We start from the raw sequence: 16,352 nt of genomic DNA, 5'->3' as shown, positions 1-16,352 counted from the left end.
TGGCGCAGCCGCAGCTGCGCAGGCAGCGTGGGGGAGATGAGACGACCGTTCCCCACGCGCCGCCTGATGGCGCCGGTTGCGCTTGCGCCGGTCGTCGCACTCTCCCTGGCCGGTTGCTCCGAGGGCGACACACCAGACGCTGCTGCATCGTCCTCGCCGTCGAGCAGTGTCAGCGCGACCGCGCGGCCCTCGTCCAGCCCGACCCCGACCACGGCCGACCAGGCGATCAGCCGAGCTCTGGGTGCCATGGGCACCTACCAGTCGGTGCACGTCGAGCTCGGGCCGCAAGGTGACGACCCGCGACTGCTGATCGATGTCGAATACGGCCAGGATCCCGACGTGGATTCGCTGGCTGCGCAACTCCAGCCGCCCGGCCAGGATTCACCGGTGCGATACGTGCGCCAGGACGGGCAGATGCGGGTGCAAAAGGTTCCGGGCCGCGCCTACGAGCCGGCCGACCCGGACGACGGCCTTGCCGAGGCGCTCAGTGGGTTCGACCCGGTCGCGGTGCTCGCATCGGTCGACTCCGTGCGCCCTCGGCAGGGTGTCGATGCCAGCACCTGGCGGTACCGACTGACCGACGCCAGCGGACTCGACTCCGAGCTGCTCGGCGGGGGAGCGGGTCCGGCCACCGTGGTGCTCACCACCGGCGACGACGGACTGCCCGAGACGCTGGTCGTGCAGCGTGATGTGTCGACCGTGCAGCTGGCATGGAGCCAGTGGGACGGTCCGCTGCCCGAGGAGCTCGACTCCGTCGACTGAGCCGGAGCGACGAGCGTGTCGTCCGGTGGTTGAGCCGTGAGGAGCGGTAGCGACGAGCGCGTCGTCCGGTGGTTGAGCCGTGAGGAGCGCTAGCGACGAGCGCGTCGAAACCCAGCAACTGCGAAGGCAAGGTCGCTTGACATCTCACGAGGTTTCGACACGCCTTCGCCTTCGGCATCCGGCGGCTCAACCACCGGTGGCACGGTTTCGACACGCCTTCGCCTTCGGCATCCGGCGGCTCAACCACCGGTGGGGTGGCTCAGCGGCCGCGCATCTGCGAGCGCATGCCCTTCATGCTGGTGGGCATCGGGCCCTTGGGCAGCGGTACCGCGGAGCGGTTGGCGTCGAGGGCCTTGAGGCGGTTGAGCACGTCGGTCATGTCGGCGGGCTTGAGCTGGCGCTTCATCTTCTGCAGGTGTCGCATCAGCTTCGGGAGCGGCACCTGCCCCTCCTCGCGACCGCACACGACCTCGCTGATCGGAACCTCGTAGGCGACCCGCTCGTGCTTCTTGCGCTCGGAGACCAGCAGGCTCTTGACGCGCCCGGCGTGACCCTCGCCGACGAGCACGATGCCAGGCGGGCCGACGACCCGGTGCACGACGTCCTGCTGCTTGGTGAACGCGACGGCCGGGGTGACGTTCCAGCCTCGGCGCAGCATGTTGAGGGCCGCCGCGGCGGCGCCGACCTGACCCTCCATCGAGTCGTAGGCCGAGCGCTGGGCGCGGCGTCCGAACACGATGAGGGCACCCAGGGTGCCGAACAGCACCGCGCCGATGATCGAGACGACGATGCCGAGGACGCCGCTGCCGCCGACCAGGTGGAACAGCACGAACCCGAGCGCCGCGGCCAGCACGAACGTGCCGGCGACCCACAGACCGATCTTGGGGTCGCGCTCCTTGGTGATGCGGTAGCTCTCGATCAGCTGCTTGGTGCGGCTGGTCTTCGCGGGCTTGCCCGCGCTCTGGGCGGCGTCCTTCTTAGCCATCGGGTTCGGCGGCCTCGTTCTCTTGTCGTACCGGCGGAGTCGGGTCAGACGGCTGCGCCCTCGCGCGCGTCCATCGCCTGACGGTACAACCGACCGGCCCGGTACGACGAACGCACGAGCGGGCCGGACATGACACCGGAGAAGCCGATCTCGTCGGCTTCGTCCTTGAGCTCGACGAACTCCTCGGGCTTGACCCAGCGCTCGACCGGATGGTGCCGCTTGGAGGGGCGCAGGTACTGCGTGATGGTGATGAGTTCGCACCCGGCGGCGTGCAGGTCGCGCAGCGCCTGGCTGACCTCCTCGCGGGTCTCGCCCATGCCGAGGATGAGGTTCGACTTCGTGACCAGACCGAAGTCGCGGGCCTGGGTGATGACGTCGAGCGAGCGTTCGTAACGGAACGCGGGGCGGATCCGCTTGAAGATGCGCGGCACGGTCTCGACGTTGTGGGCCAGCACCTCGGGGCGTGACTCGAACACCTCGGTGAGGAGCTCGGGCACGCCGTTGAAGTCGGGGATGAGGTTCTCGACGCCGGTGTCGGGGTTCAGCTCGTGGATCTGGCGCACGGTCTCGGCGTAGAGCCACGCGCCGCCGTCGGGCAGGTCGTCGCGGGCGACGCCGGTGATGGTGGAGTAGCGCAGCCCCATCGTGCGCACCGACTCCGCGACACGGCGCGGCTCGTCGCGGTCGAGCGGGGCCGGCTTGCCGGTGTCGATCTGGCAGAAGTCGCAGCGGCGAGTGCACTGCTCGCCGCCGATGAGGAAGGTGGCCTCGCGGTCCTCCCAGCACTCGAAGATGTTGGGGCAGCCGGCCTCCTGGCACACCGTGTGCAATCCCTCGGACTTCACCAGGCCCTGGAGGTGCTTGTACTCCGGGCCCATCTTGGCCCGGGTCTTGATCCAGTCGGGCTTCTTCTCGATGGGGGTCTCTGCGTTGCGGACCTCCAGGCGCAGCAGCTTGCGGCCCTCGGGGGCGGGGGTGGAACTGGTGGACGAAGGTGCCTGGGTCACGGCGTCCAGGCTACTCGTCGACGGTGAGGGCGCCCACGTCGCCGCTCGGCGTCGAGCTGCCCGACCCGCGCATCATCGACAGCACCGTGCGCGGCGACTTCAACCACGCCAGCTGGAGCAGGTCCGGGGGCATCGGGGAGTCGTCGACCGGCGCCGGCTGGGGCTCGCGGGGCGTCCAGGCTCCGAGCCAGCTCTCGATCTCTGCGCGGCGGCGCTTGCGCCCCACCCGGGAGACGGAGGTCGCCAGCGACTCGGCGCGTTGGGCCCAGCTCTGCTGCCACTCCTCCCGTTCCCGATCGCCGTCGGGCCACGCGACGTCAGGCTGTCGCTCCCACGCCGCGAGCCACGCTCGGCGTCGCTGCCCCCACCAGCTGGCCTGCTCGATCTCGGCCTGGACCGCCTCGGCCCGGCGTCGCAGCTGTGCTGCGCACCAGACGTCCTCGAGGCGCTCTCGCTCCCTCTTTCGAGCGCGCGTGACCGCGTGCGGTTCACGGCCTTCGGCAACCGCCGAGATCTGCTCGGCCCAGTCCTCGACCGCGCTGGTGAGCCCCTTCGGAGCCCACCGGGAGATGATCGCCAGGATCGGCGCCACCGCCGGTGCCCAGGCTCCGCGCGAGCGCACGGTCAGGTCGGCGACGAGTTCGCCGTCCGCCACCCAGGCGTGCAGGTCGACGCTCAGCCAGCGCAGTCGTGCCTCGATGCGCAGCAGTCGCGCGGCATCGTTGACGAGCCGTGCGGTGCCCGTGAGGTAGGGGTGCGTACTGGTGCCGACGAGGTGCACGACGTCGTCGAGGCCGTCGATCTCGACGTCCATGCTCGGGCGGGTACCGACGACGGGCAGGCCGACGCGGTCGAAGCCGGTGACGGCGATGCGACCCGTGCGGCGCTCGTGCGTCCCGTCGATGCGGGCGTCGAGCTCGAGCCCGGAACGGCGCAGGTCGCCGCTCTCGACGACGTATCGGGCCCCCGGCTGGAGATGGCGCCCGTGCTCGAGCCTGATGGTCGTGTCGTCGTGGCGCTCGTGTGTGGATCCCTCAGGGAGCACGAGCACGCCGCCCGCGCCCACGTAGGACTCGTCGAGCACCGCCAGCGCTTCGCGGCGCCAGCGGTCGATCGCCGACGGCGCGGGCCAGGTGACGGGCGCGCAGGCCTGCGCGTGCACGTCAGGAGGTGGGGGAGAGGATCTCGACCCGGGGGGCACGACCCGGCTCGGGTCGCGGCTCGTAGTCCGGCGTCGCGTCGTAGGGCTCCCAGGCGAGGATCGCGAGCAACGCGCGCTCCAGCACCGGCAGCACCTCGGCGATGGGCACGTCGCGGCCGACCTCCTCGGTGAGGGTCGTGACGCCGGCGTCGCTGATGCCGCACGGCACGAACCGGTCGTACCAGCCGAGATCGACGTCGCAGTTCAAGGAGATGCCGTGCATCGTGACGCCGCGGCTGACCCGGATGCCGATGGCACCGATCTTGCGCTCGGGGCGCCCGGCGCCGGCCTTCAGCCAGACGCCGCTGCGGCCCGGCACCCGAGCGGTCTCGACGCCGAACGCGGCGCAGGTGGCGATCATCGCCTCCTCCATGCGCCGCACGTAGTCGACGACGAGCACGTGGTCGGGAAGGCGCACGATCGGGTACGCCACCAGCTGGCCGGGGCCGTGGAAGGTGATCTTGCCGCCGCGGTCGACGTCGATGACCGGTGCTCCGCCGGAGTCTGCCGGGCGCTCGTGCGCGTCGGTGCGCTTGCCCGCGGTGTAGGTGGGCGGGTGCTCGAGCAGGAGCACGGTGTCGGGCCTGCGGCCCGCCACCACCTGGGCGTGCACCTCGCGCTGGGTCTCCCATGCGGCGAGGTAGTCGACGGCGTCGGCGCCCAGGCCGAGGATCTCGACGGCGGTGCTCATACTCGCGAGCCTACGCCGGATCCCGTTCCGCCAGACCCGCGGCGACCACCGCGACGACATCGCGGTCGGCGTGCTCGAACCCCGAGTCGATGAGCGCCTGGGGCACGGCGTTGACCGAGCCGAGGAGTTCGGGCGCCATCGCACCCGCGGCCTTGTCGAGCAGCACCGCCGGCACCGTCGCGAACGTCGGACGACGCAGCGCCCGGCCCAGCGAGGTCGTGAACTCGGCGTTGGTCGGCGTGGTGGCGCAGCAGAGGTTCATCGGCCCGTGCGCGGTGTCGCTCTCGGCGAGGTGCGCGACGGCGCCCACCCAATCGCGCAGGGAGATCATCGGCATGTGCTGCTCGCCGCTGCCGAGCTTGCCGCCCAGCCCGCCCTTGAAGAGCGGCTTCAGCCACTGGAGCGGTGCGTGGCGGGCGTCCATCACGGGCGCGGTACGCAGGATGCACACCCGCGCGCCGGCCTCGACCGCCGGTTGGGCGGCGTCCTGCCAGTCGCGCGTGACCGAGGTGAGCAGCGCGTCGCCGCGGCTGTCGGCGGTCTCGGGGAGCGGCTCGCCGCCGTGGTCGCCGTAGAAGCTGATGCCGTTGCCGGCCAGGAACGCCGGCGACGTGTCGCCGGCCCCGGCAATGGCCTCGGCCAACACGCGAGTCGTCGTCACGCGGCTCTCGCGCAGGTCGTGGGCCCACTGTTTCGAGTGCACGTTGCCGATGAGGGGAGAGCCGGCGAGGTTGATGACCACGTCGGCGGAGGCGATCACCCCGCGGTCGTAGACACCGGCGTACGGATCCCACGTGGACTCGCCCGGCTCCGACGTCGGACGCCGCACCAGGCTGGTCGTCGTGTGGCCGCGCCGCTGCAGGGTGCGCAGCAGGTGGGTGCCCAAGAAGCCCGAGGATCCGGCCACCACCACGTGCAGGTTCTCGCTCATGGCTCCAGCCTGCCAGCGCCACCGGTCGCACCGATCACCCTGGCGGTGCGGTGACCCGTCGCCAACTTCTCATCGACCTGCCACGAGTTTTCACGAGGCGTGAAAACTCGTGGCAGGTCGGTTGAAAACTGGCGACGGGTCAGCTGAAAACTGGCGACGGGTCGGCGTCAGCCGGCGAGGTGGGACCAGCGGGAGCGGAGGTCTCGCCAGGGGCCCTCGTCGACGACGGTGCCGGCCTCGAGGACGACGACCCGGTCGGCGCGTGAGAGGGCCGCTGCCTTCGAGGTGGCGCCGAGCACGGTGGCGCCCTGCTCGCGCAGCGTCTCCCACAGCTCGATCTCGGTGGCGGCGTCGAGCGCGGAGGAGACGTCGTCGGCCAGCAGCAGCGACGCCTCGCAGGCGAGTGCCCGTGCGAGAGCGAGCCGCTGCACCTGGCCGCCGGAGAGTCGGACGCCGCGGTGCCCCACGAGAGAGTCCGGGCCGCCCGCCTCGGCGACATCGCGTTCCAAGCGTGCCGCGGCGAGGGCCGGCTCGATGGTGCGGTCGGGGTGATCGAGGGCCACGTTGCCGCGGAAGGTGCCGGACAGCACGCGAGGCACCTGCGCCACGTGAGCGACTCGGCCGGGGCGCAGCTCGGCCTGCGGGTCGGTCACCGGCCGGCCGTTCCACTGGACCTCGCCGCGGCTCGTGACGAGTCCGGCCAGAGCGCCGAGCAGGCTGGACTTGCCCGACCCGACCTGGCCCAGCAGCAGGACCAGCTCGCCGCGCCGGACGACGAGGTCGATCGCGTGCGCGCCGATGGTGCCGTCGTCGTGGACGGCGGTGAGGTCGCGCACGGTGAGCTCGCCGAGCGCCTCGTCGGTGGTGGGGGCGGGCAGCGGTGCCTCGCCGGTCACCAGGTCGATGCCGTCGACGAGGTGCATCAGGTCGCCGCCACCGGCCAGCCGGGAGGTCGCGTGCATCCACGAGGTGGTGCCCGGGGCCTCGGTGACGACCATGCCGGTGACGCGTCCGAACCAGTCGTACCCGCTGACCGCCGTCGCGACCAGCAGGGCGGTGGCCAGACTCCACCAGCCGTGCAGCAGTCCGTACCAGGCGGCCACGACGCCGAGCTGCACCATCACCACGGGCACGCCTTCGAGCAGCGCCTTGACCCGGTGCTCCTTCAGGGCGGCCTCGACCCGGCCGGAGTCGACCGCACTGATGTGGGTGTGCACGTACTCGGTGGCCGCAGCCAGCTTGACCGTGCGCGCCGACTCGACGGCCGACACCAGCGAGCGGCCGAACCGGGCCCGCGCGGCCGACGCCGCAGCGGCGGAGCGACCGGCGATGCGGCGTCCGAACGACGAGGCGAGCGCCGAGACGGCGAGCACCACCAATAGCACCGCACCGGCGGCCGGCGTGCCGGCCAGCAGAGAAGTGAGCACGGCGATGAGGAAGCCGTTGACGACGTCGACCCAGCGGTCGGCGTAGCGCGCCAGGCGCTCGGCGTCCATGGCACGGGCCACCACCTCGCCGGGGGGTGTCCGCTCGAGCCGGTGCTGGGCGGTCTGGCCCTGGAGCACCGCCGAGCGCACCCGCAGCATGACCGCGATCCACCAGCGCGGGTAGACCCGGAACGCCTCGGCCAGCACCACCGGCGACACCATGAGCGAGACCAGCAGAGCCGCCGACCACAGCACCGGTGTGTGACCCGCCTGGAGTTCGACCGTGACGTGGCCGAACACCCAGCCGGTGACCGCCCCGAAGGCTCCCGTGACGGCCTGCACGAGGAACAGCGCGGCCCCGAAGAGCCCCCATTGCGGCTCGATGCGCAGCGCGCTCAGCACCGCGCGGGCGAGCCCGGGCAGGGGTCGCACGTCGGGGACGGGCGGAGCCTCGCCGCCCTGGCGGGCGGTTCCCACCTGCTCGGTGTCGACCTCGAGGGTGTCGGCGGTCTGGCTGGTCTGCTGGGTGACCGGGTCTCGACGACGCTCGCTCGCTGCGCGGCCATCGGTGGACTCGTCGGCCGCCTCGAGCAGCGTGCGGAACGGCCCGGGCACGTGAGCGAGCTCGGCCCGAGGGCCGTTCTGGACGACGCGGCCGGCGTCGAGCACCGCCACCTGCGCCGCGCGGGCCGTGGTGGAGAGGCGGTGTGCCACCACGATGCCGGTGCGCCCGGTGAGGAGTCGGTCGGAGGCCCGCACCACACGGGCCTCGGTGACCGGATCCATCCGGGCGGTGGCCTCGTCGAGGATCACGACCGAGACGTCGCGCACCAGCAGGCGCGCGAACGCGACGAGCTGCTCCTCACCGGCGGAGAGGGTGGTGCCGCCCGGCCCCAGCCGCGTGTCGAGGCCGTGTGAGAGCCCGGAGACCCACTGGGTGAGGCCGAGTTCGGCCACGGCTGCCTCGACCCGCTCACGCGGTATCGGTGCGAAGAGCGTGATGTTCTCGGCCAGCGTGCCGGCGAGGATCTCGGTGCGCTGGGTGACGACGCCGACCGCTGCGCGCAGCGCGCTGAGGTCGAGATCGCGCACGTCGGTGTCGCCGAGGAACACCGAGCCCCGAGGAGGCTCGACCGCCCGCGACACCAGCGAGGCCAGGGTGGACTTGCCGGACCCGGTGCGGCCCACGAGGGCGCAGGTGGTGCCGGCGGGTACGTGCAGGTCGACATCGTGCAGGGCGAAGCCGCCCTCGCGCGAACCGGTGCCGTAGGAGAACCGCAGGCCCTGCATGCGCAGGTCGAGCGCACCGCCCGCTACGGCGGCGCCGCCGACCGGCTCCGGCTCGACGCCGATCATGGAGCGCAGTCGCAGCACCGCGCCGAACCCGGCCTGGAGGTCGGGCAGGTGGTTGGCGAACATGTGCACCTGACCCACGAAGGCCGTCGTGACCAGGAACAGCGTGGTCAGCGAGCCGACGGAGAGGTGCCCGCCCGAGACGAGGGCGATGCCGACCAGCCCGATCGCCGCGAGCAGGCCGTGCAGGAGGGATCCGGTGCGGCGTCCGACCTGCACCTCGACCTCGAGCACCTCGGCCAGCCGGGCGTGGATCACCGACGCCAGGTGCGCCACTCGGCGCACCGCGAAGGCCTGCCCATGGCTGGTGCGCAGGTCGTCGCGCGCGGCGATGCCCTCCTCCAAGGCGGCGGCGTGGTCGGTCCACGCGGCCTCCTCGACGACCTTGCGCCGGGAGATCTCGGGCAGCAGCCGGCGGATCAGCAGCACGGTGGCAGCGGCGGAGGCCGGAAACAACGCGAACGCCGGCCACCAGGTGAAGCCGGCCACCAGCCACAGCGGCAGCGCCGCCATGAGGGTGCGCACCGCCATCCACACCATCTGACGCAGGGTGTTGCCGACCTCCCAGGTGTCGTCGTCGATGCGGTCGAGCACCTCGCCGACGGCCTGTTCGGAGAGCTCGGAGAGCGGCTGGGCGAGGGCCGCGTCGAGGAGGTCGGCGCGCAGCACGCCCTCGGCCCGGTCGACGACGGTCGCCCACATCGTGCGGGCCAGGGTGTCGACGACGGCCGAGCCGACCAGCAGGGCGGCCAGCAGCCACACCAAGCCGGACGTGGCGTGGTCGACGAGTCGGCCGGCCACCACGGAGCCCAGCGAGGCGGCCACGGCGGCCACGAAGGCGCCTGCCAGACAGGCGCCGGCCAGCGGTGTGCGGATACGACGCCAGTCGACCGGACGACGCCCCGGCGGGAGCTGCGCGGGTGCGGTGTCGGTCGTGGAAACGGGATGGGAGGCGGTCGTCGTCACGATGATCCGAAACTACGGGTCACCACCGACAACCGCCTCCCATTTTCTGTCCCGAGAGGCCCCCCGGCCACAGTCCTGCGTGCTGGGTTCTAGACCTCGAAGGAGCCCGACTCCAGACGCTGCTTGACCTCCTGGAGGAACCGACCGGCATCGGCTCCGTCGACCAGGCGGTGGTCGTAGGTGAGCGCGAGGTAGACCATGTGCCGCACCGCGATCGTCTCGCCCAGGTTGGCGTCGTCGATCACGACGGGACGCTTCACCACCGCGCCCGGGCCGAGGATCGCGACCTGCGGCTGGTTGATGATCGGGGTGTCCCACAGCGCGCCGACGCTGCCGAGGTTCGTGATGGTGAACGTACCGCCGGAGAGGTCGTCGGGCCCGATCTTGTTGGTTCGGGTGCGCTCGGCGACGTCGGCGATCTTCTTGGCCAGGCCTGAGATCGAGAGGTCGCCGGCGTCCTTGACGACCGGGGTGAGCAGGCCCTTGTCGGTGTCGACGGCCAACGCGAGGTTCTCGACGTCGTGGAAGGTGACCTCGCCCGCCTCGTCGTCGATCGTCGCGTTGAGCTTGGGGTGCTGCTTGAGCGAGTCGATCGCCGCCTTGGCGAAGAACGGCAGGTAGCTCAGCTTCACGCCCTCGCGTGCGGCGAAGTCGTCCTTCGTCGCGTTGCGCAGTCGCGCCACGTTGGTGACGTCGACCTCGACGACCTGGGTCAGCTGCGCGGAGGTGTCGAGCGACTCCTTCATGCGCTTGGCGATGATCGTGCGCAGGCGCGACATCTTCTCCGTGGTGCCTCGCAGCGGCGACGGGTTGACCGGCACCGCGGTACCGGGAGTCGGCTTCGCCGCGGGGGCGGAGGACGCCGCAGCGGGCGCTGCCGGCGCGGCGGCGGGTGCCTTGGCGGCCTCGGCCGCAGCCAGCACGTCCTGCTTGCGGATGCGCCCGCCCACGCCGGTGCCCTCGACCGTGCTCAGGTCGACGCCGTGCTGATCGGCGAGCTTGCGCACCAGCGGAGTCACGTAGCCGCCACCGTCGGTCTTGGAGGAGGACTCCTGACGCGGCGGGTCGGTCTGGGCGCTCGGCGCGGGCTCGGGGTCGCGCGCCTTGGTGGGCTCGGGCTGCTCGCCCTCGTCCTGGGTCGGCTCGGACTCCTTCTCGGGCTCCGGCTCGGACTTCTCCTCGGGCTCCGGCTTCGGCTTCTCCTCGGCCGGTGCGGCCGAGCCGTCACCGACGACGGCCAGCTCGGCGCCCACCTCGACGGTCTCGTCCTCGGAGACCTTGATCTCCAGCAGGGTGCCGGCGACGGGGGAGGGGATCTCGGTGTCGACCTTGTCGGTGGAGACCTCCAGCAGCGGCTCGTCGACGGCGACCTCGTCGCCGACCGACTTCAGCCAGCGGGTGACGGTGCCCTCGGTGACCGACTCGCCCAGCGCGGGCAGCGTCACCGGCGTTCCCGACCCGCCGCCGGAGCCGCCCGAGCCGCCGGACTCACCCGACTTCTCGGCCTCGGGGGTCTCGTCGCCCGGGGGCAGGTCGCCGGTCTCCTCGACCGCCTGCTCCTCCTGCTCGGCCTTCTTCTCGGCCTCTTCCTCGTCGGCAGGCTCGGCCTCCGGGGTGGCGGACTCGTCGGCGGACTCGCCGGAGTCGTCGTCCGTCTCGCCACCGGAGCCGGCCTCGTCGGAGTCACCGATGAGGGCGAGCACGGCACCGACCTCGACGGTGTCGTCCTCCTCGGCCTTGATCTCGAGCAGGGTGCCGGCGACGGGGGAGGGGATCTCGGTGTCGACCTTGTCGGTGGAGACCTCCAGCAGCGGCTCGTCGACGGCGACCTCGTCGCCGACGGACTTCAGCCAGCGGGTGACGGTGCCCTCGGTGACGGACTCACCCAGTGCCGGGAGGTTGACTTCGGTGGCCATGCGGTTCCTTCGCTCGGTCGTGTGCGGGGTCGTGTGCGGGGTCGTGCGGTGGTCAGGAGTGGGCGTGCAGGGGCTTGCCGGCCAGGGCGAGGTGTGCCTCGCCCAGAGCCTCGTTCTGGGTGGGGTGGGCGTGCACGAGCGGGGCGACGTCGTCGGCGTGGGCCTCCCACCCGTAGATGAGCTGAGCCTCGCCGATCAGCTCGCCGACGCGGTCACCCACCAGGTGGACTCCGAGGACCGGGCCGTCGACGACGCGCACCAGCTTCACCGACCCCTGGGTCTTGAGGATCTGGCTCTTGCCGTTGCCGCCGAGGTCGTAGGTGAGGGTCTCGACGGCGTCACCGTGCACCTCCCGGGCGCGTGCCTCGTCGAGGCCCACGGAGGCGACCTCGGGACGGCAGTAGGTGACGCGCGGGATGCCGGCCTCGTCGATGGGCTGGGGCTCGAGCCCGGCGATGTGCTCGGCCACGAGGATGCCCTGGGCGAAACCGCGGTGCGCGAGCTGGAGGCCGGGCACGATGTCGCCGACCGCGTAGACGCCGTCGACGTTCGTGCGGCACATCTGGTCGGTGGGCACGAAGCCGCGATCGACGGTGATGCCCTGTTCGGTGAAGCCGAGCCCCTCGGTGACGGGCCCGCGGCCGACGGCGACCAGCAGCACGTCGGCCTCGAGGGTGTCGCCGCCCTCGAGCGTGACGTGCACGCCGTCGTCGCTCGCCTTGGCGGAGGAGAAGCGGGTGTTCGTGAGCGCCTTGATGCCGCGCTTGCGGAAGGCGCGCTCGAGCTGCTTGGAGGAGTCGGAGTCCTCGCCGGCGACGAGTCGGGGGAGCGCCTCGACGATGGTGACCTCGGCGCCGAAGGAGCGCCACACGCTGGCGAACTCACACCCGATCACACCGCCTCCGAGCACGATCGCCTTCGCGGGCACGTGGTCCAGGCGCAGGGCGTGCTCGGAGGAGACGATGCGCTCGCCGTCGATCTCGAGACCGGGCAGGGTGCGCGGCGTCGACCCCGTGGCGAGGACGACGTGACGCCCGCGCAGTACCCGGCTCTCGCCGTCGGGCGTGGCCACGGTGACCTCGCGCGAGCCGCTCAGCCGACCGGAGCCCTCGACGACCGTGACGCCACGGGAGGAGACCAGACCGGTGAGACCCTTGAAGAGCCGGCCGACGACGGCGTCCTTGTAGCGGTGCACGCCGGGCATGTCGACGCCGTCGAAGCTCGCGCGCACGCCGAACTGGTCGGCCTCCTGCGCCGAGTCGGCGATCTCGGCCGCGTGCAGCAGCGCCTTGGTGGGGATGCACCCCACGTGCAGGCAGGTGCCGCCGAGCTGGTCGCGCTCGACGAGGGCGACCGAGAGGCCGAGCTGCGCCGCGCGCAGCGCGCAGGCGTAGCCTCCGGATCCCGCACCGAGAATCAGTACGTCGAAGTCAGCGTCGACCCCTGTGGGCCCACCTCCGCGGACGTCGTCGGCCACCTAGCGCCTTCTCTCCCTCGAACCTCTCATCCGGCGTCCCGACGGCCGGACCCGTCCATCCTTGCACGTCGGTGCGGCAGACTGGACCCATGGGACTTCTCGACCGGTTCCGCAGGCCGCGTGTGCGTCGGCCGGCGAAGGACGGCTACCGCACCGGCTCCACCACGGTGCGTGCCGCAGACGGTGCCGACGTCGACCACTTGCGCACCTGGGTCGGTGCCCGTCGTGGTGTCGAGGGGTTCGTCGAGCCGCGCACCGCAGTCAGCGACGTGACCCTGCTGCTGGTCGCCCACGACGGCGAGTGGACCCGGCGCCGGGTGCCTTCGGTGAGGTGGGCCCACGAGTTCTGCAACCGCCACCAGGTGCCGTCCTACGATGCCGCCGTCGTGGGGGTGCCGCAGCGGATGCGCGAGTACAACAAGCGCAAGAAGCAACAAGGAATAGGCGACTGACCACCCTCCGATAGTTGGGCCGGGCGAGGCGCTAGCCGAGTCCCGTGTCGAAACCCGGTGAGGTGGAAAGCAGCGTCGCTTTCACAGTCGCCGGGTTTCGACGCGCTCGTCGCTGGCGCTCCTCGCGGCTCAACCACCGGCGGACGCGCTCGTCGCTGGCGCTCCTCGCGGCTCAACCACCGGCGGACGCGCTCGTCGCTGGCGCTCCTCGCGGCTCAACCAGCGGTGGCCGACAGGGAGCGGGCGTACTCGACGAGGGTGGTGACGGCCACGCCGGTGCCGCCGTTGGTCACGTGGCCCCAGGGACTGCCGGAGTTGAACGAGGGGCCGGCGATGTCGAGGTGTGCCCAGGGCTTGCCGGCGGTGAACTCCCGCAGGAACGCGCCGGCGAAGAGGCCACCACCCCAGCGCACCCAGTCGTGCTGCATGACGTCGGCGATCTTCGAGGAGAGCACCCGCTGCTTCATCTCCTCGGGCAGCGGCATGTGCCACATCGCCTCGCCCGCGACCTCGGACGCCGCGAGCACGCCGGGCACGACGTCGTCGCCGCCCATGACGCCGCTGACGCGGTCGCCCAGCGCCATGACCATCGCGCCCGTGAGGGTCGCGACGTCGAGGATCACGTCGGGCGACATCTCGGTCGCGCGCACGAGCGCGTCGGCCAGCACGAGGCGACCCTCGGCATCGGTGTTCTGCACCTCGACGGTCTTGCCGCCGTACATCGTGAGCACGTCGCCCGGCCGCATCGAGCGGCCCGAGACCATGTTCTCGGCCATCGGCGCGAAGCAACTGACCCGGATCGGCAGACCCAGCCTGGCGATGGCGATGGTCGCCTGCACGACAGCGGCTGCGCCGGCCATGTCGGACTTCATCTCCTTCATCGATGCGGCGGGCTTGATGGAGAGGCCGCCGGAGTCGAAGGTGATGCCCTTGCCCACCAGGGCCAGATGCGCCTGAGCGCCCTTCGGTGCGTAGCTGATCTCGACCAGCCGCGGCGGGGCGTCTGAGCCCTGGCCCACGCCCAGGATGCCGCCGCAGCCGAGCTCGGCGAGCCTCTTCTCGTCGAGCACGGTGATCTCGAGCGGCGCACCGCGCCCGGAGGTGAGATCGGCCGTCGCCTCGAGCACGGCGTCGGCAAAACGCGGGGGAGTGAAGTCGCCGGGCGGTGTGTTGACCCACGAGCGGGCCCCGGCGACCGCTTCGGCCAGCACCTCGGCCTCGGTCAGCGCCTGCTGGGTCTCCTTGCGCCGCGCCGCCGAGGTGAGGACGACGACCTCGCTCGGACCGGTCGGGCGCGGCGTGACGTCCGACCCCTTGAAGGCGGTGAAGGTGTAGCCGCCGAGCAGCCAGCCCTCGGCGGCTGCGCGCACGAGCTCGGGGGAGTCGGCGGGGAGGGCCAGGGCGGCGCTCGCCGCGTTCGGCACGGAGCGCGCGGCGACGCCCGCCGCCCGCCGTACCGCGTCGGGAGTGACCTCGGGGCCGAGCCCCACCAGCACCAGCAGCGGAGCGTTGATCGCTCCGCTCGTGGGCACCGAGTGGACCTCGCCGGCCTTGCCGTTGACCCCGAGGGAGGCCAGCAGCGGGCTGAGCTTGCGACCGTAGGCGGCCGCCACGTCGTCCGCACCGGGAGCCAGCACGACGTCGGGGCCGCTCGCGTTGGTGCGGCGACGCTTGGGGGCCGGGGAGGTGGTCACGCCCACGACGACGGCATCGGCCTTGGACTTCGCGGGGCTGGCGTTGCGCAGACTGAGTGAGGTCACGGCCGCGACGATAGCGTCGAGGAGGTCACCGGGCGGGTGCCGGTCGTGACGGTAGGGTCGCCCGCATGGCGTTGCTGACCTCCCCCCTGCATGAGCGGCACGAGGCGCTGGGGGCGAAGTTCGCCGAGTTCGGCGGCTGGTCGATGCCGCTGGAGTACGCCGGCGGCGGCGTGGTCAAGGAGCACGGGGCCGTGCGTGGCACGGTCGGCCTCTTCGACGTCTCGCACCTGGGCAAGATCCGCATCCGCGGAGCCGGGGCGGCCGACCTGGTCAACCGCACGCTGACCAACGACCTCGCCCGCATCGGCGCCGGGCAGGCGCAGTACACGTTGTGCTGCGACGACGCGACCGGCGGCGTCGTCGACGACCTCATCGTCTACCTCCACGCCGACGACGACCTCCTGCTGGTGCCGAACGCCGCCAACACCGCCGAGGTGGCGCGACGTCTCGCGGCCGCCGCGCCCGAAGGCGTCACCGTCACCGACGAGCACCGCGACCACGTCGTGCTCGCCGTGCAGGGCCCGGAGAGCGACGAGGTGCTGCGCGCGGCCGGGTTGCCGGTCGACCACGACTACATGAGCTTCGTGACCGCCCCCTTCGAGGGTGCGCAGATCACGGTGTGCCGTACCGGCTACACCGGCGAGCGAGGCTACGAGCTCCTCGCCCCCAACGCCGTCGCCGTAGCGCTGTGGGATGCCCTGGTCGCCGCCGGTGAGACCTACGCCCTCCAGCCGTGCGGACTCGGGGCCCGCGACACGCTGCGCACCGAGATGGGCTACCCGCTGCACGGCCAGGACATCTCCCTCGACATCACCCCGGTGCAGGCCCGGCTCGGCTGGGCCGTCGGCTGGTCCAAGCAGCAGTTCTGGGGCAAGTCCTTGCTGACCGCTGAGAAGGAGGCCGGCCCGGCGCGCGTGCTGCGAGGCATCAAGGCCACCGGCCGCGCGATCCCGCGCGCGGGCATGTCCGTGCGGCTGGCGGCCGACGTGCCGGTCGGCGTCGTCACCTCGGGCACGTTCTCCCCGACGCTGCGACAAGGCGTCGGCCTCGCGTTGGTCGCCTCGATGGTGGCAGCGGACGCCGAGGTGTCGGTCGACGTGCGCGGCCGCCGCGAGGTCTTCGCACTGTGCAGACCCCCGTTCGTCGAGCCCTCGGTGCGCGGGAGCAACGCATGAGCCTGCCCGACCAGCCCCCCACCTTCCGCGAACCCACCCCGTCCGAGAGGCCGTGGGTGTGGCGGCTGCTGGGTGTCGACGGCTCCGAGATCGGTGCCGAGTCCGAGCGGTTCGTCTCCCAGGCCGACGCCGAGTCGTGGCTCGGCGAAGAATGGCAGCGGCTGGTCGAGGAGGGCGTCGAGACCGTGGTGCTGCTCGAGATCGACCGCGAGGTCTACGGGCCGATGGCCCTCACCGTGCACTGAGGAT

General features: G+C 72.0%; 13 protein-coding genes. 4 read left to right on the top strand and 9 right to left on the bottom strand.

All coding sequences use genetic code 11. The features are described 5' to 3' along the window. Positions 1-36: 36 nt before the first annotated feature. Complete coding sequence (locus ISG29_RS11465; protein WP_194503538.1) at positions 37-762, top strand: hypothetical protein; 726 nt, start codon at positions 37-39, stop codon at positions 760-762. Between the two features lie 259 nt (positions 763-1,021). Here the strand turns inward: ISG29_RS11465 and ISG29_RS11460 are convergent, their stop codons facing one another. From ISG29_RS11460 to lpdA, 8 genes are all read right to left on the bottom strand, one after another. Further along, the gene (locus ISG29_RS11460; protein ID WP_194503537.1) at positions 1,022-1,747 is read right to left on the bottom strand and encodes a DUF4191 domain-containing protein; all 726 of its coding nucleotides are present in this window, start codon (positions 1,745-1,747) and stop codon (positions 1,022-1,024) included. 44 nt (positions 1,748-1,791) lie between these two features. Next, entirely contained in the window at positions 1,792-2,754 is a 963-nt protein-coding gene (gene lipA / locus ISG29_RS11455; protein WP_194503536.1) for a lipoyl synthase, read from the bottom strand. 10 nt (positions 2,755-2,764) lie between these two features. Next, a complete protein-coding gene (locus tag ISG29_RS11450; protein WP_194503535.1) occupies positions 2,765-3,916 on the bottom strand; it encodes a hypothetical protein in 1,152 nt (383 codons plus the stop codon). Position 3,917: 1 nt separating this feature from the next. Then, complete coding sequence (lipB, locus tag ISG29_RS11445) at positions 3,918-4,646, bottom strand: lipoyl(octanoyl) transferase LipB (protein WP_194503534.1); 729 nt, start codon at positions 4,644-4,646, stop codon at positions 3,918-3,920. Between the two features lie 10 nt (positions 4,647-4,656). Further along, complete coding sequence (locus ISG29_RS11440) at positions 4,657-5,577, bottom strand: TIGR01777 family oxidoreductase (protein WP_194503533.1); 921 nt, start codon at positions 5,575-5,577, stop codon at positions 4,657-4,659. A gap of 167 nt (positions 5,578-5,744) precedes the next feature. After that, complete coding sequence (locus ISG29_RS11435; protein WP_194503532.1) at positions 5,745-9,323, bottom strand: ATP-binding cassette domain-containing protein; 3,579 nt, start codon at positions 9,321-9,323, stop codon at positions 5,745-5,747. A gap of 89 nt (positions 9,324-9,412) precedes the next feature. Continuing rightward, positions 9,413-11,239 carry a 2-oxoglutarate dehydrogenase, E2 component, dihydrolipoamide succinyltransferase gene (gene sucB / locus ISG29_RS11430; protein WP_194503531.1) on the bottom strand — a complete coding sequence of 609 codons (1,827 nt, stop codon included), beginning with the start codon at positions 11,237-11,239 and terminating at the stop codon, positions 9,413-9,415. A gap of 52 nt (positions 11,240-11,291) precedes the next feature. Beyond that, a complete protein-coding gene (lpdA, locus tag ISG29_RS11425; RefSeq protein WP_194503530.1) occupies positions 11,292-12,716 on the bottom strand; it encodes a dihydrolipoyl dehydrogenase in 1,425 nt (474 codons plus the stop codon). A gap of 89 nt (positions 12,717-12,805) precedes the next feature. On the opposite strand from lpdA, the gene ISG29_RS11420 reads away from it, so the two are divergent. Beyond that, positions 12,806-13,168, top strand: a complete 363-nt coding sequence (locus ISG29_RS11420; RefSeq protein ID WP_194503529.1) for a hypothetical protein — start codon at positions 12,806-12,808, stop codon at positions 13,166-13,168. A gap of 215 nt (positions 13,169-13,383) precedes the next feature. Here ISG29_RS11420 and ISG29_RS11415 read toward each other — a convergent pair whose 3' ends face one another. After that, positions 13,384-14,928 (bottom strand): leucyl aminopeptidase, encoded by a 1,545-nt coding sequence (locus ISG29_RS11415; protein WP_194503528.1) that lies wholly within the window; start codon positions 14,926-14,928, stop codon positions 13,384-13,386. A 65-nt stretch (positions 14,929-14,993) separates the two neighbouring features. On the opposite strand from ISG29_RS11415, the gene gcvT reads away from it, so the two are divergent. Both gcvT and ISG29_RS11405 read left to right on the top strand, forming a co-directional pair. Further along, on the top strand, positions 14,994-16,103 hold the full coding sequence (gene gcvT, locus ISG29_RS11410) for a glycine cleavage system aminomethyltransferase GcvT (protein WP_194503527.1): 1,110 nt from the start codon (positions 14,994-14,996) through the stop codon (positions 16,101-16,103). Beyond that, entirely contained in the window at positions 16,100-16,348 is a 249-nt protein-coding gene (locus ISG29_RS11405; RefSeq protein ID WP_194503526.1) for a hypothetical protein, read from the top strand. The genes gcvT and ISG29_RS11405 overlap by 4 nt, the downstream gene beginning before the upstream one ends. Positions 16,349-16,352: the final 4 nt, after the last annotated feature.

The organism is Nocardioides acrostichi, from assembly GCF_015319165.1.
Classification (GTDB): domain Bacteria; phylum Actinomycetota; class Actinomycetes; order Propionibacteriales; family Nocardioidaceae; genus Nocardioides; species Nocardioides acrostichi.
Note: the sequence above shows the minus strand (reverse complement) of the source record. Positions and strands in the feature narration are given on the sequence as shown.